Source organism: Haloarcula taiwanensis (genome assembly GCA_002844335.1).
Classification (GTDB): Archaea; Halobacteriota; Halobacteria; order Halobacteriales; family Haloarculaceae; genus Haloarcula; species Haloarcula taiwanensis.
Window position 1 is genome coordinate 54957 of sequence record CP019156.1, and the last position, 26128, is coordinate 81084.

Annotated in this window: 19 protein-coding genes and 1 pseudogene; 2 read left to right on the forward strand and 18 right to left on the reverse strand. The window is 57.2% G+C overall.

What is annotated here, in order from left to right; all coding sequences use genetic code 11:
* Window positions 1–136: 136 nt before the first annotated feature.
* The 16 genes from BVU17_17775 to BVU17_17850 all read right to left on the reverse strand — a co-directional run bounded on the left by BVU17_17775 (window position 137) and on the right by BVU17_17850 (window position 21966).
* Complete coding sequence (locus tag BVU17_17775; protein ID AUG49432.1) at window positions 137–1249, reverse strand: ABC transporter permease; 1113 nt, start codon at window positions 1247–1249, stop codon at window positions 137–139.
* A 5-nt stretch (window positions 1250–1254) separates the two neighbouring features.
* Window positions 1255–2460 (reverse strand): ferrichrome ABC transporter substrate-binding protein, encoded by a 1206-nt coding sequence (locus BVU17_17780; protein AUG49433.1) that lies wholly within the window; start codon window positions 2458–2460, stop codon window positions 1255–1257.
* A 103-nt stretch (window positions 2461–2563) separates the two neighbouring features.
* Complete coding sequence (locus BVU17_17785) at window positions 2564–3406, reverse strand: transcriptional regulator (GenBank protein AUG49498.1); 843 nt, start codon at window positions 3404–3406, stop codon at window positions 2564–2566.
* A 681-nt stretch (window positions 3407–4087) separates the two neighbouring features.
* On the reverse strand, window positions 4088–4651 hold the full coding sequence (locus tag BVU17_17790) for a hypothetical protein (GenBank protein ID AUG49499.1): 564 nt from the start codon (window positions 4649–4651) through the stop codon (window positions 4088–4090).
* A gap of 14 nt (window positions 4652–4665) precedes the next feature.
* Window positions 4666–5319 (reverse strand): transcriptional regulator, encoded by a 654-nt coding sequence (locus BVU17_17795; GenBank protein ID AUG49434.1) that lies wholly within the window; start codon window positions 5317–5319, stop codon window positions 4666–4668.
* A gap of 92 nt (window positions 5320–5411) precedes the next feature.
* Window positions 5412–6776 (reverse strand): restriction endonuclease, encoded by a 1365-nt coding sequence (locus BVU17_17800; protein AUG49435.1) that lies wholly within the window; start codon window positions 6774–6776, stop codon window positions 5412–5414.
* A gap of 1054 nt (window positions 6777–7830) precedes the next feature.
* Window positions 7831–10035, reverse strand: coding sequence for a conjugal transfer protein TraD (locus BVU17_17805; GenBank protein ID AUG49500.1), 2205 nt, complete (start codon window positions 10033–10035; stop codon window positions 7831–7833).
* Window positions 10032–10787, reverse strand: coding sequence for a relaxase (locus BVU17_17810; GenBank protein ID AUG49436.1), 756 nt, complete (start codon window positions 10785–10787; stop codon window positions 10032–10034). The genes BVU17_17805 and BVU17_17810 overlap by 4 nt, the downstream gene beginning before the upstream one ends.
* Window positions 10784–11263 carry a hypothetical protein gene (locus BVU17_17815; GenBank protein AUG49437.1) on the reverse strand — a complete coding sequence of 160 codons (480 nt, stop codon included), beginning with the start codon at window positions 11261–11263 and terminating at the stop codon, window positions 10784–10786. The genes BVU17_17810 and BVU17_17815 overlap by 4 nt, the downstream gene beginning before the upstream one ends.
* On the reverse strand, window positions 11263–11634 hold the full coding sequence (locus BVU17_17820) for a hypothetical protein (protein ID AUG49438.1): 372 nt from the start codon (window positions 11632–11634) through the stop codon (window positions 11263–11265). Before BVU17_17820 ends, BVU17_17815 begins: the two co-directional genes overlap by 1 nt.
* 5 nt (window positions 11635–11639) lie before the next feature.
* A complete protein-coding gene (locus BVU17_17825) occupies window positions 11640–14897 on the reverse strand; it encodes a conjugal transfer protein (protein AUG49439.1) in 3258 nt (1085 codons plus the stop codon).
* Window positions 14897–16537 (reverse strand): hypothetical protein, encoded by a 1641-nt coding sequence (locus BVU17_17830; GenBank protein ID AUG49440.1) that lies wholly within the window; start codon window positions 16535–16537, stop codon window positions 14897–14899. The genes BVU17_17825 and BVU17_17830 overlap by 1 nt, the downstream gene beginning before the upstream one ends.
* A 2-nt stretch (window positions 16538–16539) precedes the next feature.
* Window positions 16540–17388 carry a hypothetical protein gene (locus BVU17_17835; GenBank protein AUG49441.1) on the reverse strand — a complete coding sequence of 283 codons (849 nt, stop codon included), beginning with the start codon at window positions 17386–17388 and terminating at the stop codon, window positions 16540–16542.
* Window positions 17385–19457, reverse strand: a complete 2073-nt coding sequence (locus BVU17_17840) for a hypothetical protein (protein AUG49442.1) — start codon at window positions 19455–19457, stop codon at window positions 17385–17387. Before BVU17_17840 ends, BVU17_17835 begins: the two co-directional genes overlap by 4 nt.
* Window positions 19458–19464: 7 nt before the next feature.
* Entirely contained in the window at window positions 19465–19920 is a 456-nt protein-coding gene (locus BVU17_17845; protein ID AUG49443.1) for a hypothetical protein, read from the reverse strand.
* 816 nt (window positions 19921–20736) lie between these two features.
* On the reverse strand, window positions 20737–21966 hold the full coding sequence (locus BVU17_17850; protein ID AUG49444.1) for a cell division control protein Cdc6: 1230 nt from the start codon (window positions 21964–21966) through the stop codon (window positions 20737–20739).
* Window positions 21967–22653: 687 nt separating this feature from the next.
* Between BVU17_17850 and BVU17_17855 the strand changes: the two genes are divergently transcribed.
* Window positions 22654–22914, forward strand: coding sequence for a hypothetical protein (locus BVU17_17855; protein AUG49445.1), 261 nt, complete (start codon window positions 22654–22656; stop codon window positions 22912–22914).
* Between the two features lie 170 nt (window positions 22915–23084).
* On the opposite strand, the gene BVU17_17860 is transcribed toward BVU17_17855, so the two are convergent.
* Window positions 23085–24758 (reverse strand): hypothetical protein, encoded by a 1674-nt coding sequence (locus BVU17_17860; GenBank protein ID AUG49446.1) that lies wholly within the window; start codon window positions 24756–24758, stop codon window positions 23085–23087.
* The gene (locus BVU17_17865) at window positions 24748–25119 is read right to left on the reverse strand and encodes a hypothetical protein (protein AUG49447.1); all 372 of its coding nucleotides are present in this window, start codon (window positions 25117–25119) and stop codon (window positions 24748–24750) included. Before BVU17_17865 ends, BVU17_17860 begins: the two co-directional genes overlap by 11 nt.
* A 343-nt stretch (window positions 25120–25462) precedes the next feature.
* Between BVU17_17865 and BVU17_17870 the strand changes: the two are divergent.
* Window positions 25463–26040 (forward strand): annotated as a pseudogene (locus BVU17_17870) (hypothetical protein).
* Window positions 26041–26128: the final 88 nt, after the last annotated feature.

A 26128-nucleotide genomic window follows, 5' to 3' on the forward strand; every position in this document is an offset into this window, starting at 1 on the left:
AGGTAGGATCCAGCAGGGAGTACCGACTGCTAAACGACTCGACGAGAGCTTTGCGGGAGGGAGGGCAGATCGTCTGTGACATCATCCGACAATTCTCGGTCCGTTCCATGCTCACGTGAGATCTCATATCCCCACATCACACTTCACCCAGATTCTCGGTCTTCCGCATCAGATAGAGGAAGTACGGACCACCGACAAGTCCCGTAATGATACCCACCGGGAGCTGGATGGGGTTGAGCGCGAGGCGGGCACCGACATCAGCACCGACCAGTAGCGCCGGCCCAAGAAACAAACACCCGAGCAAGAGCCGCCGCGAGTCAGCACCAACGACGTTCCGGGCCATATGTGGGACGATGAGTCCGACGAAGCCGATGAGACCCGCGACCGCGATCGCCGCCGCCGTTGACAACACGGCGATACCGGCAACCGCGAATCGCATTTTCTCGACAGGCATACCGAGAGAGTTTGCGGTTTCCTCGCCGAGTGCGAGCACGTCCAGTTCCGCGGTCATCATGAACGCGAGTACGAGCGCCAGCACCGTGAACGGGAGCGCGATGCGGACCTCCGCCCAGTCGGTGTTCAGCAGCGATCCGGAGAGCCACGCCTGTGCAGACATCACGGTGTTGAGGTCGTCGATGAAGAAGAACAATGCCCGCTGGATGGACCCGAAGACAGTTCCGACGATAACACCTGCCAGTACCAGTCGAACAGGACTCGTACCGCTCTTCCACGCGATAACATACACTAGCAGGAACGCCCCTCCACCACCGAGTGCTGCGAGAACGGGTACAAGCGGAAGGAATTCAGAAAACGCCGTCAGTACGACCAACACGACGAGTCCGGCACCGTCGCTGATACCGAGAATGTAGGGACTTGCGAGCTCGTTCCGAGTGATAATCTGGAAGATGGCGCCCGAAACCGCGAGGTTTGCACCGACGAGCACGCCGACCAGAATACGCGGCAGGCGGATATTCCAGACGATGTGCTGTTGCTGAGTGAACCACTCGGGGATATCAGCGCCAAACAGGAATGCGTGCCACGCTTCCAGACTGAACAGGATTCTGGGGTCGAGGACTGCACCCCACGCTTCAGAGAGTGTCAGCGGGAACGCGCCGAAGCTTACCTGTAGCAACGTTGCTCCAACCAACACGGTGATACTTCCGAGCACGACACCCGCCAGAGCCGAGTCGGCATACCAGCGCTTGGCCGCCGCTTTTCGATCTGCGAGTCGATCAAACAGTTCCGCCATCGGTTCTACAGATCCCCGTTGACGATGTCGATGAGACGCTGGCGGTCGAAGAGTTGCTCGCTCTCCGGGATGGCACCGACAGCGCCGGGCCATTCGCCGAATTCGTCGGGGTAAACCTGCTTCGCGACAGCTTCGGTGGAAAACATATCGACGATGGGGCCCATATACTGACCGCCACTTCGGATGACATTGCCGTTCTGGACGGCGCGGAGTCGTTGGCCGTTCTCGTTGTTCTCGAAGGGCTCAATGACGGTATTCACGAACTCCTCGTGGGTCGCTGATGTGAGTGCGCCGACAGCGCCGATATAGTCAGGGTCAGCGCGGGCCAGTTCTTCGTAGCCAACAGGTCCGTCTGGGTACTGTCCCTCGAAGGCGTCCTGCATACCGAGGCGATAGTAGGACTTAGTATTGTTGCCGAGGCGGTGGAGGGGCGCGATTCGGAACCGGCCGGAGTCAGGACTAACACCGCGCCAAATAGCGGCGACCGTGGGACGTTCGTCCTCCGGCGGGAGCGCGTCCTCAATGGTACCCATGAGGTCGTTGTGGAGCGACTGCCAGCCTTGGAACCGCCGTTGGCGCTGGAAAATGTCCGCCACCTTCTCGAAGGCCTCGTACATCGTGTACGGATTCGGTTCGTTCTGAACAGCGGATTGGGGGGCAAAGCGAAGCGTCGTCCCAAGAAAGGGGCCAGTCTGGGACTCGACATCTACGAAGTCGGAGTCGTCCCAGTTGACGTAACGGCTGATGTTGTTTCGGGAGATGAGCCAGACATCTGCATCAGCGGCATAGAAGTTCTCCTTATCGTAGCCGGACTCGGCATCGCTGGCGATCTTGACGGGCTGTCTCTCGTCGAATCCAAGATCAAGGAGGTCGTAGAATTTCAACGGGGCGCGCTCGAGACCAGTGGTCGCCGTCGGGTGGATCCCAAGCGCCATGCCCATGTCGATGAAGGGACTGGTACCGACGCCATACGTCTCGGGCACCTCTTCAAATGTGTAGGGGTCGTTAGGTTCCATTCGGACCGTATACGGTGTCGGGTCCGACGCTGCTGTTTCGGAAGCTGCCGTCTCACTGGCGATATTACTGTCTGTCTCTGTACTCCGTGACTGATCCGTGCTGTCCGTTCCGTCGGTAGAACTTCCAACACAGCCGGAGAAGCCGGCAGCAATGAGACTAGCACTACTCACAAGCAACTGACGTCGACGTACCATATTGATTAGGGTGGCCTAAAACAACTTATTGATTCCCGCTGTCCGATTTAATCCAGCGCGTACGATGTTCACAGCGTGTTACGAGTAACACTCCGCTGTCGCTCTATCGGGCGACGTCAGTTGTCCGCTCAGCGAGCGGCACCGCACGATCACGATACTCAGCGATGACCTGCTCAGCCCACGCTATCACATCAGGGTGAGAACATGAGATAATATCGAATCCAGTCTCCTGATCCCGGTCGATGGTGAAAAACACTGTTTCGCCGTCGATGAGGTCGATGGTACAGGGGACAGATTCATCAAGACTAAGATATACTGTTGTATCGACCTGGGACTCGATTTTTCGCCACTTCGTGCGTAGAGATGAGTCCCCTACCATCGTTTCAGTAACATTCGAATCGAAAACGACGTGGACTTCAGGTTGGTTCCCGTTCCGGATAGACTGTTCGTACCCATACATCGGGAGGGAAGTAAACGTCCCAACAAGTGACTCACACGAAGATCCATCTTTGATTGCGTTCGCTACAACGCGAGCGGCTGCGAGTGGATCCTCGGACTTGCCGTGGACGTGCTCGCCATCGGCGAGGCAACGAAGATCAAAGTCGAACCAGTCGGTCGGGAGTCGCGAAATCAGGTTGGGATAGGTCTGTCCAACTGTTACAGTTCCCTGAAGCCTAGCGAGATCTCGATGAACAGCTTCACCGAAAGAGGATAGTTCGTACACCCTATCGGGGGTTCTTTGTTGAATGAGTTCCCGATCCTCGAGGTCTCCAAGAATTCGGCTCAGGGTTACTCGCGTCGCGTCCAGCTGGTCGCGCAGTTCATCGCGGGAACTGGAACCATCCGCTAATAAATTGAGCACGCGAAATCGGTGTTCCGAGCGAGTGAGGAACGCTATGTATTCAATTGTGCTCTCAGTCAGCCGGTCTTTCCCCTTCCACTTCATTTTCTTTCCCAAGTCCTTCACTGTCATACGACATTTCTTTTTAGGCAGGCCTAAATTACTTTTTGAATCATACTCTGTCATGGCCCAGATCGGAACAGCTATTCAGTGGTCCCAGAAGTTTTTCACTGAATCTCGTTGGGCCTGTACATGCTCAAAAACGATACCGGCTCAATCTGTGGATCCTCTCGCTACGTTTGCGACTTTAGCTATCGTCACCGGGACATCCTGTCGGTCGGTCAACCCAACGACGTACACATCGTCCGGTCGCTGGTTGGATGGCTGTTGCTCTGGAGAAAGGTGTGGCTGTGACATGAGAACGGTGCGATTCAGACTTGTCCGTCATCGCTCAAAAAGCTCCGGGTCGGGGTGGTTCCAGCTGGCACACGTCGAGGTCCTGATTCCACGGAGTGTCGGATAGATCGCAAGCGTGGGTCTGCCGGCCGGGGCGCAACTGGGCTGGATGGCTGGTGGACCGTCCCAGCGCGCGACGCCACTGACAGACTCGCGATGCTCGTCTGTCGTGTCCTCGTTCGCTGGCACTCACTCGGACGACGGGGCGCTGCGCTCGGCGCTATCGCGCGCCTCGCGGCGGTCCAGTCGTGCCTGCGGTAGCGGGCGCGATCCCGGCCAAGCATACAAACCTAACAGATCTGTTAGCTGATTTCGTATACATCTCGTAACCTACTCTGGCCCATCCCACGTAAGCCGGTCAACAGTTGGGAACTCAGCTTTCGCTGTCTGTGGTGGGTTATAATATCTGGACTGGACATCATAGTAGCCGAATTCGGGAGGGATACGGGCACACGCTGTTGCCAGGTTTTTATCCGCTGTGTGGGTTATTACGCGAATCCGGGCATTCTGGTCGAATAAGCGAACTGCCAACGCGACCAACGCCGCATCCCGCCAGTTGTTCGTCTCTGGATATTTGCTTTGCTGGTTGAGAAAGGCATCTGCAACGAACCGGGCTTTCTCAACCGCCCCAGCGATACTATCAAAGTCGTCTGTTCGGTCACCTGACAGCGGGGTGGCTACCCGAACCCACCCCTCTTCGATAGCCGTGTCAAGGTATGGATTCGTCGGTTGGTCACCACCCCCAGTATCCGCCAGCTCGTGGTAGACTGCTGCTGGCACCCAGATTTCGGTTCCAGCTTCTTCAACAGCACTCTTGAGCGATTGTAGTCGCGGACTAGGATACTTTCCTAGATTCCGAAACATCACCGTGTCCGCAATGTTCGCCGTGTATATCCTCGTCATTCGGTCTACTTGTCGGTCAGTTCTTCAAGTAGATCGCCGTCGTCCTCATCGAAATCTCCCGGTGTGTACGTCGTCGGAGCCGATTCGCTGTCACCGAGGTCAAGAATCGAATAGAGCGCTTCAACAAGGTCATACGCAATTCCAGGCGAAAGATCCGTGAGACTCGCGATTTGACGGATTGTGACATCCCCCTCACTGTGCTCCTTCACAAGATCGTGTGCTAGCGCGAATGTGACAATACCGTGGTCTTCAAGAACTCGCTCGATTGCTGGATACTCGTCTTTGTGTGCGATCACTTCGATAAGTTCTGGGGTGATAGAGACCTCAGCCTCGCGGACTGTTAAGGTCAGTTCGAATTCTTCAGCAGTGTACACAGCGGTACCAGCCTCCTCTGCGACCTTGCTGACGAGACCTGCCTGTTCCAGTTTATGTAGGTAGTCGTACACCGTCTTTTTCGAGACATTCATTGCTTCGATGAGTTCGGGGCCTGTTGTGCTCTCTGAACGTTTAATCGATGTATAGAGGGCAGCAAGGGACGGGTTCTCGAGCAATTCTGTGAACGTCGGAATCCCGGTGATCATTCCCGGGGTATCTCCCGAGTTTCGAACGTGTTCTGTATCGTAGCTCATCTTGTATAGTGTTACGAAACTAGAAACCATAAGCGTTTGCTACGGGCAGGTGACTGTACCGATGAGAAACAGCAGTTTTTGATCAGTTCTGCGAAGACTGCCACGGTGAACACCGAGCCCGCTCAGATGATGCCGCCGATGACGAGTAGTCCAACGACGAGCAGCAGCGTCGCGACCACGCTACCCCCGGCTAGTAACTTGTTCTCCATCGCCTTCTCATGAAGCGGCATCTCGGCGTACTCCTGGCGGAACGTCTCGAGGTTCTGGTCGTCGTAGAAGTACTTCGTCTTCAGCGCGAACCGCTCCGTCACCGCACAGCCCGTACAGATCGGCTCACCTTCCAGCCGCTCCGTTTTGATGTGACTGGAGCAGGCAATGGCTCCGCAGTTCGGGCAGTAGGTGTACGTCTCGTCACCGCCGGTCGTGTCACAGTGGACGCACTGATGGATGCCGTCCTCGGCGGTCACTCTTGACGGGCCCGCCGCGTAGTACTCGTAGGGGTAGATGTACTCCTGCAGATCGGTTTTGTGCCGGACTTTAGGAAGGTACACTGGCTCGATCAACTGGACGGAAATGTCCGAGCGGTTCGGCTCACACGTCTTGTTGTACGTGACGTTGTTGTCGCCCGTGTAGGTCACTGTCGTCGTGTGGTAGTCCTGAAGCCGCTCGACGGCCCACTCCTTGTACTCCGTTTGGGTCTGCCCGAACCGTCGCTCCTCAACGTCGTCGAATACCTCGGTAAACTGCTCGGTATCGAGGTCGATCGTCGCGTGGAAATTCTCGGCGACCAGCGTCGCGACATCGTCGTCGGCCACCTTCGGATGGCCGCGTGCGGCGTGGACAACAAACTGTGTGCGGTCGTTGATCCGGTGGATGACTCCCACCGACGTCTCGAAGACTGCGTTCGTGTCCGCGGTGACCTCAACCACCGGGCGGAACGTCACCCGCGAGTGTGGTTCTGGAAGGTCAGCGGCCTCGATATTCTCGATATCGCGGAACGCTTCTTGGACCGGCGCGTCGACGTTGGCCGCCGGGTCGTACGGGCGCAGGGTCTCGTCGCAGAGAATCTCGATACGACCGTTGTAGAGGTCGAGGCCGATCTCGTCAGCGATCTCTCGGAGGTCCTCGCCGTCGAGCAACTCGATGGGGTACGGGTCGTCGTTTTGCTGGAGCCGATCTGCGTACTCCTGAGCAGGGCTCGTGAATCGGCCAGTGGTGACGACTATCCCCCGCTTGGGGCCGTCGAAGTCAAACGTCGCGATGGCCGAGTGCAACTTCTGGACGACCGGGCGACCGACCGTTCCCGTATGCTTGCATTCGACGATAATCGCACGCCGCGTTTCGTCGATCACTTCCTCCATGATGATGTCCCGTCCCTCATCGGCTGTGCGCTTGGCTTGGCGGACGTTCTCGTAGCCGAGGTTGCGGAACACGTCTTCCATCAGGTCTTCGAACTCGAATCCCGAGAGATCATCCAGTATAGCCATCCCGAATTATATGAATAGTACATTGCAACTATCAAATGCGTTGCCAAACGCAGTTCAGTTCTGTCTGTTGAACCCTTCTGAAGAGTTGATGAACCACCGAACTGTCCGTGAGAATCAAACCTGAACCAGTGGACCGTCCCAGCGCGCGACGCCACTGACAGACTCGCGATGCTCGTCTGTCGTGTCCTCGCTCACTCGGACGACGAGGCGCTGCGCTCGGCGCGGTCGCGCGCCTCACGCCGGTCCAATCGTGCCTGCAGTAGCGGGCGCGATCCCCGACGGGAATCGGACAGTTCCCAGCTGAGTGGCACACTAATTTGCGACTACACTATGATGGGAAAACAAGGCACATTGTACCTATTGGGTTTCAGACACAAAGCTCCGGACATGATGGTGTGCTCGCCGACCGGTGAGCGACAAGGTGTGCGCCACGAGGGGCCGAAGCGAGCGAGGGTCGGGCGTGGGTCTGCCAGCACTGGCTCAACTCGAGTGTGGTCGTGATCGGCGTGGCCCTGGACGGCGGTGGCCGCCGACGTGCTTGGGCAGTGGACTCACATGATGTTCGGTGAGGCTGGTTCGTCGTGTGCAGTCCTGATCGGACTCCAAGAGATGAGACAATACCTATCTGTTCTCCAATAGGTTTGAGTGCAGGTGGGCTGAACGGATTCGTACCCCTGTTTGTGTTGGGTCTATCGACCCGCTCTCCCAATGTTAGGTTGCCTATGCATTTCTCGCAAAAATCGCTCTCAGAACGCCCCGCAAAGCACGGCAAGTTAAAGGACCAATTATTCTGTGAATCACACCCGCCACGTATTGCGATTTTGTACGAATCAGTCACTTGGCTAATAGATTCAGATAGGAGCAAAACCGGTTCCGTCTGGCGATTTCACCCAGAATTAGTTAGCTGGAGAGATTTTACTGGATATCTGACAATGGCTCTATTGAGGGGCTACAGCCAGAGGACTCTATCAGTCAACAACCAAAGGGAGATCAAGAGATTATCCGCAAAAGTGTAGAATTTCTTAGATGCTATCGTTACTCTGTAGAGAAGCAGTCACATGAACCCAGCCGGGTCGTGCCCCCTCTCTTCTGACTCTGTTTTGTCTTGCTCATCAGTCTCAGTAGCGTCTGATTCTGAGGCCGATTCAGCATCTCCTTTCTCAGCGGCTTCCGTCTCATCAGTGGTGGGGTTCGGTGACTCGTCAGAGGAGAAGTCACCGCTGTTGTCGTCGGACTGCTGGTCGTGATCGCCACCGTCGTACTCACATTCTTCATCTGATACATCTGGGTGGTCTGTATCCGGTGACGTGACGGCAGTGTTTGCTGTTGTCTGGTCGAGTGGGTCGCTCGACTCGTCGTCGCCCACCCCATCTGTCGCGTCGGCAGTCGGCTCGACTTCAGGGTCACGATCCGGGCCACTCTCTCTGGACTCATCATCTTCGGTCTCACCAAGTGACCCATAGAGCACATCATCGAGTCGGGCCCGAGTGAACGAGAACCAGCTGTCACTCTCTATGTCGGTGTCATCCTCAGAGGATTCCGGTTCTGAACTGCCCGGCGACTCCGCACCCTGGGCTGGGAGACTGTCGCGAACATCAGCCAGTTCGTAGGACTGTCCATGAACCCACGTTGTCCGAGAGACGGCAACGCACTCACCGGGCTGGAAGTCTCGGAGCAGACCAGAGGTGACCGGCGTTTTGTCCTTCTCTTTGTACGTGTCCCGAGCCTGCGTCCGTGGGTTTTCGCCGCGCCCTTGATGGCTCATCGACACCATCTCGGACCGGTCATACTGCCGGCTCTCGCCGAGTTCGTCGAGGATGAAGTCCGTCGACTCAGTGTCACCCGGACCGAAGTAAACGCCTTGCGGGCAGTTGCCGACAATCCCAGAGATCGTACTGTACGTGTTTTTGAGCTGGCCGATTGTTTGCACGCCGACTAGTGCCCGAGCCTTGTGCTTTCGGCCTCGGGCCGTCAGGTTCGTTACTTGAGTGAGCGCCGGCAGCGCATCAATCTCGTCGAGGATATGGACTGTCGGGTTCGAGGCGTTCATCGCGTAGCGGATCGACCAGTCTACGAGCAGTTGGTACATCGGCCCGAGCGTCTCCAGTTCCGTCGGATTGGAGTCGATAATTAGGACCCGGCCTTCCGGGTTCTCGATGTACTCTTGCAGGGAGAACTCCCCGTAGTCTCCGAAGTCACCAGTGAAGACGGGATCGACGTTCTCCTTGATCGTCTGGTAAACGTTCTGTGCGCCTTTCCCCTTGTCAGGGTCGATGTGACCCGAGTCCAGCCGGTCGAATTCGTCAAGGGCTTTCTTGAGCGCGATGTGGCCCTCGTTGAGCAGCGAGACGATATCGGCGTGACAGAGAGCATGGCGGCGATTGTTCTTTTGTGCGCTGAGATGGAGGTACATCAGCATCTCTGCGAAAGTCTGTTTGGCGGGCCGATGGAATGGGTCGTGGCCGTCGGCCTCGCCGAAGATCGCGCCGGCGACCTCACGGAAGTCCGACTCTGAATCGGCGTCCTTGAACAGATTCCAGACCACATCGCTGTCTTCGTGGCGGATGCGCTGAACCTCAAAGCCCAGCTCCGAATAGAACTCTTGGAAGTCCTCGCCAGTATCGTGAGCGATGACCGCAGTATCGCTGTAATACGGGAACTGGTAGGCCAGTAGTTTCATCATCGACGTCTTGCCCGACCCAGTCTCGCCCACGACGGCTGTAGAGACATCTTGGTCGAGCGTGAACGGCATCTCGGCCTCTTCGTGTTCGTGAGAGACTTCTTCGAGCGGGACGACAGACTCCCCGTCGTCGTGGTCCCACTGGTTCATCGCGAGTATTTCCGGCGATGTCCGGCGGAGTAGTTCCCCGGAGAACACGATACCGATTGAGATGGCATATAGGATCACCGTGGTCGAGTACGAGACCATCGGCAGCGATAGCCCGGGCACGGTGAAGTCAGCAAACAGTGTCCCGACTGAGACGGCAGCTAGAACGTGTGCGAACGGGAACAACAGCACTGCGCTGGGAGTCTGGACAAGCACGTCGTAGAAGAACGCCGTGCTGATGAGTCCAAAGCCGAGGTAAATGTAGCGCCACGCCCAGAACCGCTTCGGGAGAACCTTGTCGCTGTCGACGATCATCGGCGGGAACAACAGCATGAATCCGGCCCAGACGAACCCGACGACGTTGTCGTACTTGAGACTATTCGGAACCTCTCCGGAGCGTTGTCCTGGTGGCGCAGAGGAACTAGAACTCACTGCCACCACCCAACTTCGCGCTCGGGTTCCTGCTCGCGTTCAAGATCAACTTCGGGTTCGCGTTCAGTTGCCGCCTGTTCTTCGGCCTTCTCTGCAGCACGTTCTGAGAGTGGCTCAGGTTGGCGCTCCTCGCTCGCTTTCTCAGCCGTGGGTTGTCCGACGTCTTTCTGCTGGCTCTTCTCAGTCGCCCGTTTGAGCGCTTTTTCCGCTTCGGGGTTCAGCGACAGCTCTGCTTCGTGGTACTGCGCCCGTGCTTCTTGATCCACGACCCGACCGGGATTCTCCGGGGCATCGCGAGGGGCAGCCGTTGGGTCTCTCGTTCGAGTGGGTTCCTCAAATACGGTCGCTGCTTGTTCGCGCATCTGTCGAATATCTTCCCGATCCATCTCCAACTCCGCACGCTCGCCAGTCGCCGCAACGTGTGCGTGTGGGAACTCCGTATTCTGGTGGACACCGTATACGTAGTCAGTTGTCGGCTGCCGGGCGAACTCGCGGTTCATAAGTTCCCGAGTGTTGGCATTCACCTCTTCTGGTGAGTATTCTCCAGTGGGATCTGGCGAGACGATCAGATGCCGCTGAAATCCGAATTCTCGGCTCTTGTCGACGAACCGATTTACCTCTGGGTCGGACAGTTCTCGCCCGGCCGGATTCCGTAGGCCAACTGTCGCGCCGGCGTCCTGGTCCCGGTCGCGCCGGATGTAATCAACGAGATTCCCTGCTCCATTCCGCTGATAATCCGTTGGCAGTATCATGCACCGTCACCCCCAGCATTAGTCGCCACCGAGGACTCACGACCCTGCTCTCCTGAGTCTGTATCACTCCCGTTTGTTGTCTCTGTAGCTGGCTCCCGTCCAATGCGGTCGGTCGCAAATTTCATCGCTAATCTGAGGTGTGCATCATCGTGGTCCTCCTGCAGTAGTTTCCAGATAGCGATGGTGTATGCTGTCCGGACTTTCTGGACTGTCTTCAGTTCCTCCAGCGTCTCGGATTTGAACTCGTCCAGCTCAGCCGTGATATCACTCCGAATATTCTCCATGACGAGTTCGAGTTGTGTATCAGTCCCGTACCGCTCAAACTGGGTTTCACCAGTCTCGCGGTCAATATACTCTTCAACGAGACTATGGCCGATATCCGAGATCGTCTTGCCTTCTATTTCAGCCCGCTCTTTGATCCATTCCTTGTTTTCGCTGGTCGTGTATATCTGAAGAACTTCATCTCGCTCTGTCATCAGTCATCACCTCCGCCAACTTTCTCTACCTGCTCCTGCAGTTTCTCTGGTGCTTCCTCCATTGCGGCAGCCCGAGTATCAGCATCATACTTACTCGAAATCAACTCCCACAATGCTACAGTGTGACACAGTTCTTGATCTGTGTCGATATCCGTTGCAGCGCTCACTTCGCCAGTGACACTATCAGCAAGGTCTTGCAGTTCATCTGCAACCCCCAGTTCGTTAGCACGTTGCTCCTGCAGTTCACGAGATATACGCTGTTCTGCCGCCTTGAGCAAGAACTGGGTGACCGTTTCGTCGTTCTTCTCAGCCTGTGTTACAATCTGTTTCTTTCTCTCTGCGCTCATCGAAAATGTGATACTTTCATTCATGTGAATCAGTCCATGTAGTCAACTGGTGTTGGGTCGCTCTGTTCCTCGATACTACCATCAGCGACAACTGCTTCTGGCTGTGTCTGGTCAAGAGCCACAGACACCACGTCCACCAACTCGTCTTCGCTGAGTCCGTTGAGGACGTGTTCAGCCTTCTCCGGGGACAATCCACGATTCGCTAGCTCTTGCTCGACTGCTTGTGAATGGACGAACTCTTCGAAGTCAGCAGCGCGAGAGTCCGCCCCGTGAGCAACAACGTCGAGCGTATCTTCCGCGTCAGCGTCGAGGTCAATGATCTGCTTCTCTTCCCACGACGTCTTGATCGTCAGCGGGTAATCGCCATGTTCGTCGACGCGAACCAGCGCTTGCGAGTAGCCCTGTCCGTCGCCCAGTGACTCCTTGCCGGCTTCGGCGTGCTGGATGTAGGACTGCTGTTCATCCGTCAGTCCAGCGCTTGTTGCGGTTTCATCGCCCAGTTCCGGCTCGCGGTGATGCACCTTGATCGGGCACATTCCCGCGATTTCCTCGGCTGCGCCCTTGTCCTCGAACTCGGAGAGCGTCTGGGACAGCATCACTAGCCGCAGTCCGGCGTGGCGCTGGTGGCGAGCAATCTGGTTCAGCGACTCCAGATTTGCGTCGTCGTTGAACAGGTAGTGAGCTTCGTCGATGATGATCTCGACCTTCTGCTGCATATTTTTGGCCTGCTGGTACAGCGTCGACAACAGCAACTGCATAATGAACGACTGCTTGCCGAGGCCACTACCCGAGCCTTCGACCTGCTGGAGGTCCAGATAGACGGCCTTGCTGCTGTCGTCGATCAGCCGCAGGTCCGACTCTTTCGAGAGGTTGCCAAACGTACTCCCCGGCCGGAACGGATGCAGCGCAATCGAGAGTTCGTTTGCGTACTGCTGGATTTTCTGCTGGGAGGACTCTGTTGTCGCTCCCGGGAACATTTCCGGCTCTTCCTGGAGGCGGTCGACTACCTCCAAGAAGTCGCTCAGGTCCGGCGAGTTCTCCGGCGTGTGTGTCGACGGCTCCGCTGGGTCGATATCGGACTCGGAGAATATCTTGTCGATCAGGAACGTGATCAGGCCGCTGTGCATCTCCAGATCGACATCCCGCGACTGCAGGAAGTTCTCGATGACCCCGTAGACTTCGTCTTTCTTCGCTGAGACCGGCTGCATATCCGGGGACTGTTCGAGGACATGCTGAGGCGTCGGATGCATCTCACACGGGTTCAGCGGCGTCTCGCCGCTGATCGTGATCGTCTTTGCATCCAACATCTTCGCGCTGCCGTGCATATCCCCGACCGGGTCGATGTAGATCTGCTTGACGTCCGACCGTTTTTTCAGCATCCGCATCGCCCGAGCCTGCGTGCCGTGGGTCTTCCCGCCGCCGGGCATCCCGGTTACAAGCTCCGAGTGGCCGGTTTCCAGCGCCCACGGGTCGATCAACAGCGAGGAGTCGTTGTGCCCGTGCAGTCCGTACTCGATGCCGTCCTCCATCCGGAGGTAGTTCGACGAGAACGGGAACAGCGACCCGAGTGCTTCCCCGGTCATCGAAGAAAGCCGGTTTTGCCCGAGTTCGTTGGCCCCGATGGGCGAGACAGTCACCAGTCCTGCTTCCTGCCGGCGGGTCGTTCGCTTGACGCCGCAGTTCGAGGGCGAGTCGCGCAGCAGCGTTTCGAGCCGATTCGTTTGCTTCCGGAGGTCTTCTTCGGTCTCCGCAGTGAGGCGGATGAACGCCCCGACACGGAACAGCGACGTGTGGTTCCGCCGAACCATCTGCCGGATGTACTTCGCTTGGTTGACCTCCTGTTCGATATCCTCCGCTTCCAACTCTCCTTTGTCGTTTTGCAGCATCTTCAGCGAGGAGATCCACTCTTTCATGACCGACACTGCTGTATCAGCGTCGTATGGGTCGATGTGGATTGAGACGTCGACGGCAAGGTCCGTATCCAGCAGTAGTTGCTCTAGCATTCCACTGGTCGGATGCTCGGGATACGTCTCGATCCAGAAGCACCGTGTGTACGTCTCTTGGTCGATGAGAGCGTGGTCGGCTTCCCATTCGATATCCGTCGGCGCGACCAGTGACCGATGGTTCTCTCCCGGTCTATGCAACTGGGAGACGAAGGCGGTCTCGTCGACCTCGTAGTCGGTCCCACCGACGTCGTCGGTGTCCATGCCCTCCGCAGCGTCGTGGGCTGCGGCACCCTCGCCGTGCTTGATGAGTTCCCGTGCCGAATACGTCACCGGAGAGACGGAGGCCGCCTCTTCGTACTCCCGCTCGGTCCGGGTTTCACAGGCCCAGTAGTCCTCGGTCAAGTGCGCCAGCTCATGCGGGCTGACCGACCGACTACGGCACCGGAACATATTGTTGACTGCTCTGTCGACGGTTTCGAGCCGGTCGTGGAGCTTCTTGGCTTTGAACTCCTCTCGCTCGGCGTCAGTGAGCGTGTCACTGTCGAATCGAGTGAACAGCCGCCCAATGACCGGTATCCCGGTCAGGTAATCCGCGATAGAGTCACTGTTCATTTGGAGATCATGGATATCATCGTCAGTCACCCAAACGACGATGTAGTACTTGCGCTGGAGTTCGGTCTCAGTTTCAACGTTGCCGCTGTCGTCGGTGTAGCGGTTGACGAACTCCATGAGGACGCCCCGGAAGATCGAATGGCTCTCCGCGTCGGGGTCGTCGAGCCGGTCGACGTGTGCCTGAATGTGGGACTCGTTGTCGACCTCGGCCGTCGTGACGTGGAGTTTCGCCCGGCCAGTCAGCGATTCAGACAGGCGTGTGAGCGATGTGACGGCTTTCTCCCATTTCTCGTCGTCCTGCAGCGACATATTGGCGGGCTCGACCTCGACCGCGCCGACGTACGCTCCGTCGACGCGCTCAATGCCGTGAGGCATGACCCGCTCTAGTCGCGTGACCTGCCGGGAATCCTGATTCCCCTGGCCGTGAGTGTACTGCTTCTTTTTGACGAGCCAGAACAGTTTGACCCGCAGCCACTCAGTGAGCCGATAGTGATCTGGCCGGACTTTGTGCAGGATGTAGAGGAAGACTTCCACGACCGCTGTGAGAGCCAACGTTGGGAAGAACAGCGCCGCTGGCACGAACGGCATCCCCATCGCGACGAGGAAGCCAAACGGCGGGATGAGGAACAGGATGAGTTCCCCCAGCGTGTAGTCGCCCCAGAAGTTGGTCGAGTCTCCGAGGGATTCGTGGATGATATTCGTGTCGTATTCTTCTTCTGAGTCAACCATTAGTCGCCATCCTCCTTATGCGGCAGGCCGTCGCGGTACACATCTGGTCCTAATACATCGTCATCAGTTGCAAACACGTCCTGCAGCGAGTCATACGACTCGGACCCACCAGAGTCGGTATCGGTCCCGTTTTCGTCGGGCTTCCCATCCGAGAACGGCGGGTCTGAGTCAGACTCGAACACTCTGGTATCGCCGGAGTTGATCTTCGTCTGGCGTTCGCTAACCGGGTTGTCGTCGCTCTCAGAATCGCCGGACGAACCGGACGAACCGGATGAACTACCGTTGGTGAATCGGCTGTTGAGGGGACTTCCACTGGACCCGCTCCCGCCGCCAGAGGGCGGTGAGCCACCAGAGCCGTTGCTACCACTGCCGCCGCCAGAAGGCGGAGCGGAACCGCCTGAGCCACCGGAGCCACCGCCGCCGGAGCCACTGTTGCCGCCACCTCCGGAGCCGTTGGGACTACTGCCGCCACCGGAGCCGGTGGGGCCGCCGCTAGAACTCCTCTTCATGCCAGCGGGGTTAGCTGCCATCTGGCGGTGGACCATCTGGGCACCCGTGGCAGCACTGCCGACACGCCCTTTTGCAGCGCCTGAGGCAGCTCGAATCGTGCCACCCGTCGCCATTGCTGCCCCGGGGCCACCGACCGCGCCAGCGCCGGCTGTCGCCGCTGCACCACCAGCCGCCGCACCGATCTTGAGTGGCTTTTTGCCGCCGGCGAGCGCCTGCTCGCTGACTTGGATTGCCACGCGGCTACTCCGCTGGATGAGGACCTTCTGGGACTTTGCCGCCAAGTACAGCGTCACGAGGCTGATGAACAGGGACAGCTCAGAAGCCAGTCCCCAGTTTGTCGCTTCAAAGCTCATGCGTATCAGGATTGCAGGCGGGATACCCGCAGCGAGGACTCCGGGGTACGCGCCGGCGACCTGTTTCGCCAGTCCCGAGAAGCGGTTCAGCGGCCAGACTTCTACTGCCCAGAACGTCGCGACCAGTGGCATCGACAGCGTCAGCAGGAAGACCAGCAGCCATCTGGTGATGAAAATGAACGCCGCCTTGAGGTAGACATACAGTCCGACAACGATGAGGACGAGGAATATCCCCAGACTGAGATCCGCAATCTGCTGGGCTGAACTGATTAGTGCGGCTGCCTCCTTGGGGGTGTGTGATCCCTTGTATATTGTTCGGCCAATCGCATCGAAGAACTGCGTCCCCAGCGAGGCTACCGGGAGCCAGAAGAACAGCGAAAGGAAGGCAACTCCGAGTCGGCGAAGGAGCTTCTTCCGGATAACCGGGTTCATCGACCCGTATCTAAGCCCGATCATCGCCAGAACAGAAAACTGGATGCCGAGCGCTAACCCAACGATTCCATCGAAGTATATATTCGAGATTAACGCGTCCCACGGAGCATTACTCGCAGACTCAAATGCAATGTCGACAGGGGCTGCTGAATTCGGCCCTTCCGGAGAAGGTGTGCCTACCATCGGGTCAATAAGCCACTCAAAGAACCCCTCAAAATACCCAATTATGTCTGTTCTGAGTTGATCAAGGAAGCCACTGATGCCAGCTGTAATTGCCGACGAGAGTTCTCCAACCACCCTCTCGACAACCTCCTTCACGATTTCCCCAGCAATTCCCGACTGCATTGCTACGTCTCCGTCTCCGTCTCCGTCTTCGTCGGGGTTGTGGTGACTTCCTCTGGCTCACCAACTAGCGACTTTTTGCACCCATCAGTATTGTTATATTTGATAGTCTGAGCGACTGTAACTGTATCACTCCAGAGGAAGTTAACTGTCAGATGGTGGTTGATCTCAGCTATCTCACCAGCTTCATCAGCTCTTGCACATATTCCTGGGCCATCCTTGAGGAGAAAATCAAATTTAACGGCAGCAGATTCACCGGGCTCCACTGGTACAAAGCGCTCACTTCTCGTTTCACCATCTAGAAGCGTCTGTGATGCTGCGTCTGTGCGTTGGCCCACGTTCCGCACAACCATCGCCAAGCTACCATCGACGAAGTCTGGATGTTCAGTCCCAGGGATAACCTCCTCAAACTCAAACGTGGTGCCCAGTTCGAGTGGGAGTTCAGTTTCGACGTCATCCCCACGGAGATAGAGCGTGTGCTGGCCCCGAGGCAGCGGTTCGTACGAGTCCTCTCCCTCTGTTAGCGAGAGGCGTGTCCGGGTCTCGCCAGGACTGAAGTAGTCACTGGAGAACTCCCGACCGGACTCTGTGATGATGCTAACCGATGACGGCTCGATCTCATCAGTCACAGCCACTTCCAGAGCCAATTGGCGGCCGTTCTCGACAATCTCAATCGACGTCTCTTCGATGTAGTCGGACTGTTCTTCTGGCGGGCCGCCGCCTCCGTCGCCTCCGTCACTGCTATCAGACAGCCCGCCACTGCATCCTGCAAGCGCGGCAAGACTCCCGCTAAGGAGTCCAAGCACTGTTCTGCGGTCGATACTGCTGTTTCGTGGTATATCTTGCTTTGTCATGGATTATACCAACCAACGAATTTGCCTCTCGTCCAGACGTCGTAGCCATACAGCGCCAGCACAGCCGGCAACACCGTCAGGAGCGTCACTACAGCGAGGTCGATGAACTCCGCAAGGTCTGGGAGATCGAGTTCATACGCGACCCGCTCTTGGGTGTCTCGTACCGGGACAGCACGCCCTTGCTCCCACCAGATCTGAGCCGGGCGATACGTGACTATCGCCGAGGAGACTTCGCCCTGGTCGACGGTGACCGTAATCTCATCATCGCCAGCGAGTGACCGTTCGACCCGGGACTGCCCCGTTGCGACAGTGACGTTCCCTGCCACAATCGGGAAGCCAGCCGTCGGTTCGACCCGGACCAGCAGGTCCGTCGAGTTGTCAGTCGAGTTGACGACCTCGGAGGTGATATTGACCTCGCGAATTGGCGTCGGGTTCGTCGAGTCCGCTGGCTGTTCGATGCTGTTCCCACGGACGAGTCCGTTGATCTCGAAGTTCTCCGTCCGGAGTTGTTCCGCACTCCGAATCGTGAACCGATCTGCCGTCGTGAACGTCTCCGAACGGTTGATCCGAATCTCCGGCGGGAGCGTCGTCTTGGTGGTCGCGTTCGCCGTCGTGTTCCCCGTCGTGTTCACAGTCGCATTTGTCGGATACGTCGCTTCGAGTGAGGGCACGAACCGCCAGCCGTCGGCACTCTCGTTTTGGACGCGGTTGACCGTGACTGCTGGGCCTTCCGTGGTTCGGACAGCGTGGGTTTCGAGCGGTCGTACTGGCGTCGTCGTGTTCTCCGACCAGTTTTCCCAGCCGGGCGGTGAGCGAGTGTAGAACCGCCACTTGCTCTGGACTTCGTATCCCCCATCGAACTGGACGCTCTGCCAGCTGCCGGGGATTACAGTCCCGATGCGATAGTCGTCGGTCGTGGCCCCTCTGCCGTTGGGGACGACACCGGGTTCGACGACCATCTCCCGCTCGGAGAGGTTTTGCACCTGGACCGTCCGCGAGTCCGTGACCGTCAGTTCGTACTCGTCAATCTCGTCATCGCCAATCTCCGAGAGATTCGTCGAGATTGTCGTGACCAACCGGAGTTCCGTGGTCCCGTTGATCTCCGTGTAGTTGAGGGTGGGCTGGGCGGCAGTGCTGTTGTCCATCGCAGTGCCGTTGGCGTACAGCGTCGTGTTCGTCGACGTGTTCACTACTCGGAAGTCGTCCTCGAAGAACTCCGAGATGTACACCCGGTAGTCGTGGATGGCACGAACGGTTCCGTTCGGACGGACCAGACGCTCCGTACCTCCCTCTCGATGGACGACCGTCGACGGCTCGACGCTGAAGAACGCGACGTAGGCGTCACGAATCCAGATGCCAGAGCGAGTATCCGTGACGTTCACTGGGTAGGAGGCGTCCTCGATTCCAGTCCGGAACGAGTCGTGTTCGGGCCGGTTCCACAGCGTTGTGTTCGATGGCTCGCGAGAAACCATATCTCCCGTGCAAGAGGGGAGGACGGCCAGCGTGCCGTTCTCAGCCCCGGCCCGGTCAGCTCGTGTGAGGTTCGGATGGTCAGGGTCGCCAGACCACAGCGCACGGAAGAACGTGTGGTTGTGGTTGTAGGACCGGTTCGGGGGCACAACGCCTGCTGTCGCGTTGTCCCCGACAGAGGCATTGGCCGGCGGGTCCGAGGCGTTCTCGTAGCACGAGACTTTCGCGCTGAGGTTCTGCCGTCTCGATCCCACCTCGGCGGATCTGTTTGCTTCTGTTTGGTTCGCTGCTGGCCCTCGATCAACGGACTCGTTGCCCTCGGTTCCGTTGGCTGCCGTCCCGTTGTCTGCTGGCCTTCGATCAATAGACTCGTTGTTGTCAGTGCGATTCGTCTGTGTTCCCTCGCTGTTGGAGCCACTCGGCGCGGTGGCGTTCTGTTGGAGTATCCCCACGCCACCGTGGCTCGCGTCGGTGTAGGAGTGTGCCGTCCCCCGCTCAATCTGAGCTGGGTTGCCACCAGCGGACGCCGGCCCCGCAGCTGCGGCTGTCGAGAGCAGCGAGCAAAGGGCCGCGATCATCAGCAGTGAGCGGAGTCCCATCGTGTGCTTAGAATGGGGTCACGCAGTCCGAGAAGCCGAAGCCGACGTTGTCCCCGAACTTCGTGATGAGTTCCGGAGCCACGATTGCCAGGACGACGACACCGAGGCCGACCAGCGAGAGGATAAGGTCCCGGCGGGCCTCGTTTTGCTGGTTCGGGTTGCCAGAGGCCCGCATATACGACAGGCCACTGCGACCGACGAACACCATCGTTGCTGGCAGGCCAAGACCAGCCAGTGCGCCGAAGACGACGTCAACGCCGTCCTCGACAGCAGTGTCACAGTAGATGTTCCCGACGTCGGTCTGGCCCATCGCCGAGCCAGCAAATAGCGTGAGGATCAGCAGTAACTGCGTTGTCTGTCGCACGCCGGGCGTGAGCCACGCGTCAGCAAACCGCCGCTTCGCGTGGGTGTAGAGTGTTGGTTGTGTGTTCGATGCGTTCGATGCGTTGGTTTGAGTTGACATGGATGTCTCTGGTTCTGGTTTCTTGCTTGCCCACCGATGCCCCACCGGTAATCCGCTACCGATTCTGTGTTAGATTTCTAATACTATTGTTGAACCCTATCTTGGATTTGGCAGCAGATTATGACATTGGAGTTAACTAAAAACTTGTGAGACAAACAAACTCTATCTCTATATAATACTTTCGTATTATATCGGGTGCCTCGTACCTTCGCTGTTGCTTGATTTTTAATGCATCCTCAGGATAGAATAAGGACGGCAAATCGGAGATAATATAGGATTTCTTATACCATACAAATCTAGACAATATAGTCTATATAGCTGGTAACTAAATCGAAAGTAGTACCACTTTGCTTACATGATAAGATATATAAGGTAGACCTAGATTTTGTCTTTGGAATAGGTGCAACAGCTCAACGGGGCCCTACGAGACGGGGGCCTCTCCCCGTCGACAGCTGGGGAGGGCAAAGCCCACGAAGCCGAAGTTGAATAGAATCCAGGTGGGAAGCTGACGAGCAGTCGAATGACCTCACGGACAATGTCTCGTCGAAAGCAACGATCACGAAGCAGATCAACGGCAGACGCTGCTACTGGGAACTGGGGGCAAGAAATGAAGTCGAAGTATGATGTGCCGGCCAATCCGGAAAACTACTACCTGTCTGGATAGAGTATTCAGTATTGGTCGGCCCGCCCCCGGGTGTTTCCGCGTAAATTGAAAGATGGGCAAATAGGGCCGAATGTTGGGCGTTAATAGCGTAATTCGCCTTCCAGACTAACGACTCCGCAAACTACACCCCCGGGTGTTTCCGCGTAGTCTTATCAGTCAAGATATTCTTCGATTGACCGGTTCGTCGTGATGAGATCAATAGCGTCGCCAAGTCGAGAGTCTTCGGAGAGGATATCCAGTGTCATCCCGAGGTCGGAGCCAAGTTCGAAAACATAGTGAGGGCCACCACGATTGCCGGTTTGTTTCTTTGTCGCGTTGACAACCCCCATCAGATCAAGTTCAAGCAGGTGGTCGCGGACGCTCCGTTGGGTTCGAATGTCCGCCTTGATCTCCGTAGCGATATCCTTGTATCGAGCGTAGAGTTCGGTCGTCTTCGCTGGGTTCTGGCTCTCTACCTCTAGTGCGACGACAGCTGTTAGCGACAGTTGGTCCTGCATCGTCATCTCGCGAATTCCCTTTTCGATGTTTTTTCGATCAATGCGTTCCTGTGCCGTCCTCACATGCTCTTCGGTGACGACATCACTCCCGGTGTTCGACGCCAGTTCACCGGCTTTGTACAGGTATCGCAGTGCCTGCCTCGCCGAACCCTTATCTTGTGCTGCATGCGCGGCACAGAGCGGAATGACGTCACCCTCTAAAACACCCTCTTTGAATGCCTGATCGGCGCGCCGCTCTAAGATAGATCGCAGTTGATTCGCGTCATACGGTGCGAAGTGAATTTCCTCGTCAAACAGGGTATCCTTGACTTTTGGGGAGAGATTGTCACGGAATTTAAAATTATTCGAAATGCCGATAACACTCAGATGCATATCATCGGGGATATTACCGTTGGACTTAGCGCGAGGGATTGAGTACAATATTTCATCTGACGTCCCGATATTGTCGATTTCGTCCAATACGATGATAACCGTTCCACCAATGTCAGTCACGGCATCGAAGAATGCATCGGTGATTTTACTCATTGGATGCCCGTTCAGATTCTCACCAGTGAGACGCTCAACAAGATTGATCAATACATGGTATGAGGATGAGTCGCCGGCGCAGTTGTATTGACTTGTCGTGATATTTAGTCCTGCGTCATCGGCAGCTGCAACGAGATCCTCAAGTTTGTACTCAACACCTGCTGTTTTCCCTTGTCCCGTTTTTCCGAAGAGAAACATATTGTGTGGACCGACACCAGTATTGCGAATCGCAGGTGCGAGCGCATTATGGATCTGCCCTAATTCTTCATCACGCTCGGGCAGTTCCTCTGGATCCCAATCATCTGTGAGAGGACGTTCATCCTCGAATATCGGAGAACCGCGCTCAAACGTCCGTGACATACGGTGCTTCTTTCACCCCAAGCACATAAGACTAAGTGTTCGGACGTATCGGCTGGTTCGCTTACTACGGTCGGTACGGGTATTTCTGCGACCCCCGGGTGTTTCCGCGTAGATCTGAAGCAGATCAACCACGACTGGAATACGAAGGTAAAATATTCCCCCGGGGGCCCGGGTGTTTCCGCGTAACTCTATAGATGGTGTGAGGTGTGGAAGAGCATAATGAGTCTCGATAAGGGGTCTTATTGGCGATACTGCGATTAAGAATGCCCCTAACGCGGATTTTCCTATCGGCATAAACTGAATCAGTTCCTGTTTCTTACGTTTATCATATCTCTTTCTTTCTAGCTAGTTATTGCCTAGAGTAGAAGAAAGAGAGAAATGGTCTGCTATCCGTTTCAAACCTCTGTATCAGCTATCTGCTCTCTCTAGAATTAAATATATCTTCTAGTATTTTCCTGCATTTATATGTGTATCTTGTTTATTCTCATTTAGCCTGTCTTGCCTATCTAGGGTTTACGCGGAAACACCCGGGGGCGGGGGTCCCAAATCATAAGGATGGATTTGCTTGCCATTCGGCAGCGAGGACAGCGGGTCGCAGGCTACAACCCCACCCTGAGGTGGACACTGACGCCTACAGAACCCGCAGTTTACTGACGAGATAGCTGTTATCGCCGAAGTTCTCTATGGTTGGGTCACCGGGAAATCAACTACGGCGGTGAACTGACGCTGGCCGTGACAGGACACGGTGATCGGTTCGACGAGTGGCTGGAGTTGCATCCAGATGTCAGGCCGGTGCTGTCGCTGGTCGCTCACCTGCAGGGGACGACGCTCGAAAAACTGACTACTGGGACCGAATCAGTGCGTTACCAACCCCCCAAATCGGTCGTGTTGGGGCTTGATCCCGACCCGATGACGACGCAGACTTCGCTCGTCAATTCTGCAAACTAGAGAGCAATCTGCCGATCTGGATGATTCCCTCTACGCGGTTGTGATTAGCGCGATAATCACGACCAATTATTCTTCTTTATTAAGATATTCCTCCTCTAATTAGCCTGAGACACGAGCGCCGAGTGACGACCGGGCGGCATCTGCGTCCGGTAATATTTGGCTCGCCAGTATCAGTTCTCTCCGGGCCCCCACCCGGCTGATCGCACGTCAGGCAGGTCCAACGGATCAACATTAGGGTCGTCCAGGTCACCGGCTCGGGCGGCCCCGAGGAGCGCTTCGGTCCGGCCCGGGAGTCCGTCGTGATCGTGCTTGGCCAAAGTAACGAGCGTTTTGGCTGCCCAGTAGCGGGTTTTTTGCGTGTTCCTATAGTCGGTGTCTACACTCTCGACCAGCGCCGTGACATCAGCCGCGGAGAACTCGGCCCCGGCGTCAGCAGCCCGTGCCAACGCCCGTCCGAGGTAGTACCGGTGACAGGAGTGGACCGTCAGGTTCGGGACGATATCGGCGACCAGTTCTGGATGATCGGCCGCGAGGTCGTCGAGGACATGCTGAACGGTCCGAAGGTCAAGACCGCCGGTGAGCGCCGGTAGCGCCGGTTTGACTGCTCGCGGGTTGGCCGCCGCGACGTCGGCGACGAGGCCGTCGCCAAGTCGGTTGTTGTTCGGCAGTTCGTCGGCGGCCGCGAGTTCGAACAATTCCTGAAGCTGGTCGGCGACGAACCCGGGATGGTCAGCCGCCAGTACGACCAACGGGTCGGTATCGCGTTCCTCAAACGGTCGCTCGGCGGCCAGTTCAGCGACTTTCTCGACGACCGGATCAAAGGACCCGCTGCCATTACGTTCGAGGCGTGCCAGTGCGTCCGCGGCTGGGGTATACGTCGAGGCAGGCCGCGGCCCTGTCGCCGTACCGAGAGTCGACAGTAGCGTCTTGGCCGCCGACCCAGCTGTTGCCGGTCTCGACAGTGCCACATCGACCAGCAACCTCATCGACTGGTTGCCTGTCACCGGATACTGCCCGTCGTGGAGGGCATCGACTACGTCGTCATCGATGTCATCGAGGCTGATCGCACCTGCCTCCAGCAGCGCAGCCAGCAGGTTGATCACTTGTTCCCGAAACCACCCTCTTTCGCGGTCGAACCCTCCAAGTATCGAATCGAGATGCTCGGTGACGAGATGTGGCCGGTCATCGACGAGTTGCGTCAACACTTCGATAGCGGCGGTTGCAGGACGCTGTGCGTGGCGTGCGTTGCCGATTACTGTCGCCGGATCGGCCAAGCCATCGGCAAGCTGCTCGACAGCATGCGGTGGGTCGGGGTGAGTCTTGACCAGTTCGACACCGACCGGATCTTCGATCTGTCGGTGGAGCAGTAGCCCCGCTACTCGTTTGCGGATGGCCGGTTCCGGATCGGTGAAGCGTTCAAGAAGGCGCTCAGCCAGCCATGGCGCTGGTCTGGCGGGCGAGCGCTCCTCGTTGCCAAACGAAGCAGCAATCTGTCCACCGAGATAATCGGGGTTGATGGCGGCCTGGCGGACACACCAGTCCTTGTCGTCGATCCGGTCGAAGAGGTGCCGGTACAGTGTGTCCGAATCGACATCAGCCTCCATGTCCTCGGGGTAGGCGGCCGCGAACCGGACGACCATCGCGGCTGCGACTCTGACGCCAGGATCGGGGTCGTCGAGTAGCGCGACCATCCGGTCGATAACTGTGCCCGGCAGCGTGTGCCCCTCGATGAGTCCTTCTTGATGCCGTTTGACGATTCGCGTTGCGAGGTCACGTCGGTCGGCGGGACTGTCTACAGCGTCGAGTTGGGCTGCGAGCGCTTCCAGCGAGTCCTCAGACGACACCGTGGATCCCGTACCTAGCCGCGAAGTAGTCGAAGTGCTCGGCCGGATCGTGGCGGAACTCGTGACGCAACTCTTCGATACGCCGGAGTTTGCCATCCTCGCGCTCGTAGTAGCGACCGACTGTCGAACCAATCCCGCCATCGTGTTCGACCACGAATACAGCCCGCTGGAGGTGGTCGCCGACCGATTCGATCAGGCGTTCGATGTTCGACGCCGGTGGGCCGAACCCCGCGAACTGTAGCGTGCCGTCGGTCGTGTCGCGCCCGTCTATCGCTCCTTGCCACTCCGAGAACGTTTCGACGACAGTTGCTTGGTCGCCATCCACCGCGGGTTCAACCGCAATCCAGCTCTCGTGTCCCATTAGGTATCGTCTCGTCTCTGAGCCAAATATACTCTCCGGGAGTACGTTCATTTATCGGCTGATTCTGCTGAACACACCCTCCGTAATTCACACGGGGCGATCGATAAGGCCCTGACAGTCTGCTTCCCAGCAGATAGGTATGTCTCCTGTACTGGCCAATTTGGATGAATTGGTTCGTCATAGGGCGATGATCACGACCAATATTACAGTAGCAAATTGTGTACCCTGATCACGGACGGGAATCAGTATCGCCCACTCACCGGTTCAAATCCGAGAGGCGGCATACCCTTCTCGGTTTAGATGCCTAAAAGACAACCCCCCTTAGCGGGGGGTCTGTCAGGAGGTGGTCGGCGTGACCGATACGGACCCCGACAGCGAGGGTACTTTTCCCGACGCAAACCCTATCGATGAGAGCATCGAAACCACCGTTCAAGCTCTAGGAGCACGGCTTGACGCCCTTTGACACAGGTCTCCAGGCTCCGGGAGGAACTCCACGACGAGCGCGACGAACGTGAAGAGTTAGAAGACAAGCTGGCTGCGCGTGATGAACGCATCGACGAACTGGAGGCAGAGGTTGCGCAGCTCGATGCGCGCACCGACATTCTGGAAGTCGTCGAGAACGCTGACAAGATGTCTGGCAAGCAGCGCGCAGTCACGCTGGTCCAGCACCTACACCGCGCGGCGAAAGCGCGTGAACGGCGTGACGAGCCGCCTGCAGCGACTGTCGACCGAGACGAAGCCGAGGAAGCGCTGCACTATCCGAACATCGACCGGACGACGATCTACCGGGACATGGAGCGCGCGGCTCGGCTAATCGATGGTGACGCGCTCCAGTACACGAACGGAGAGCTACGGCTCGATCTTGACGCCGGAAGTCTCCCCCGCAAGTACACGGCTGACCAGGAGGGCGAGAATCTGTGAAGTCCTCACAACAGATGCGATGGGGGAAGCCCCCTCCGGATTGGTCCACTCTGAGCGAAACCGTCTGAAACCTTAGAGTTTGCAGGGT

What these genes read in the sequence shown, in the direction of transcription:
- BVU17_17775 (AUG49432.1), bottom strand. Translation starts at nt 1,249, where the DNA reads ATGGCGGAACTGTTTGATCGACTCGCAGATCGAAAAGCGGCGGCCAAG.
- BVU17_17780 (AUG49433.1), bottom strand. Translation starts at nt 2,460, where the DNA reads ATGGTACGTCGACGTCAGTTGCTTGTGAGTAGTGCTAGTCTCATTGCT.
- BVU17_17785 (AUG49498.1), bottom strand. Translation starts at nt 3,406, where the DNA reads ATGAAGTGGAAGGGGAAAGACCGGCTGACTGAGAGCACAATTGAATAC.
- BVU17_17795 (AUG49434.1), bottom strand. Translation starts at nt 5,319, where the DNA reads ATGGTTTCTAGTTTCGTAACACTATACAAGATGAGCTACGATACAGAA.
- BVU17_17800 (AUG49435.1), bottom strand. Translation starts at nt 6,776, where the DNA reads ATGGCTATACTGGATGATCTCTCGGGATTCGAGTTCGAAGACCTGATG.
- BVU17_17810 (AUG49436.1), bottom strand. Translation starts at nt 10,787, where the DNA reads ATGATACTGCCAACGGATTATCAGCGGAATGGAGCAGGGAATCTCGTT.
- BVU17_17815 (AUG49437.1), bottom strand. Translation starts at nt 11,263, where the DNA reads ATGACAGAGCGAGATGAAGTTCTTCAGATATACACGACCAGCGAAAAC.
- BVU17_17820 (AUG49438.1), bottom strand. Translation starts at nt 11,634, where the DNA reads ATGAATGAAAGTATCACATTTTCGATGAGCGCAGAGAGAAAGAAACAG.
- BVU17_17825 (AUG49439.1), bottom strand. Translation starts at nt 14,897, where the DNA reads ATGGTTGACTCAGAAGAAGAATACGACACGAATATCATCCACGAATCC.
- BVU17_17830 (AUG49440.1), bottom strand. Translation starts at nt 16,537, where the DNA reads ATGCAGTCGGGAATTGCTGGGGAAATCGTGAAGGAGGTTGTCGAGAGG.
- BVU17_17835 (AUG49441.1), bottom strand. Translation starts at nt 17,388, where the DNA reads ATGACAAAGCAAGATATACCACGAAACAGCAGTATCGACCGCAGAACA.
- BVU17_17840 (AUG49442.1), bottom strand. Translation starts at nt 19,457, where the DNA reads ATGGGACTCCGCTCACTGCTGATGATCGCGGCCCTTTGCTCGCTGCTC.
- BVU17_17845 (AUG49443.1), bottom strand. Translation starts at nt 19,920, where the DNA reads ATGTCAACTCAAACCAACGCATCGAACGCATCGAACACACAACCAACA.
- BVU17_17850 (AUG49444.1), bottom strand. Translation starts at nt 21,966, where the DNA reads ATGTCACGGACGTTTGAGCGCGGTTCTCCGATATTCGAGGATGAACGT.
- BVU17_17865 (AUG49447.1), bottom strand. Translation starts at nt 25,119, where the DNA reads ATGGGACACGAGAGCTGGATTGCGGTTGAACCCGCGGTGGATGGCGAC.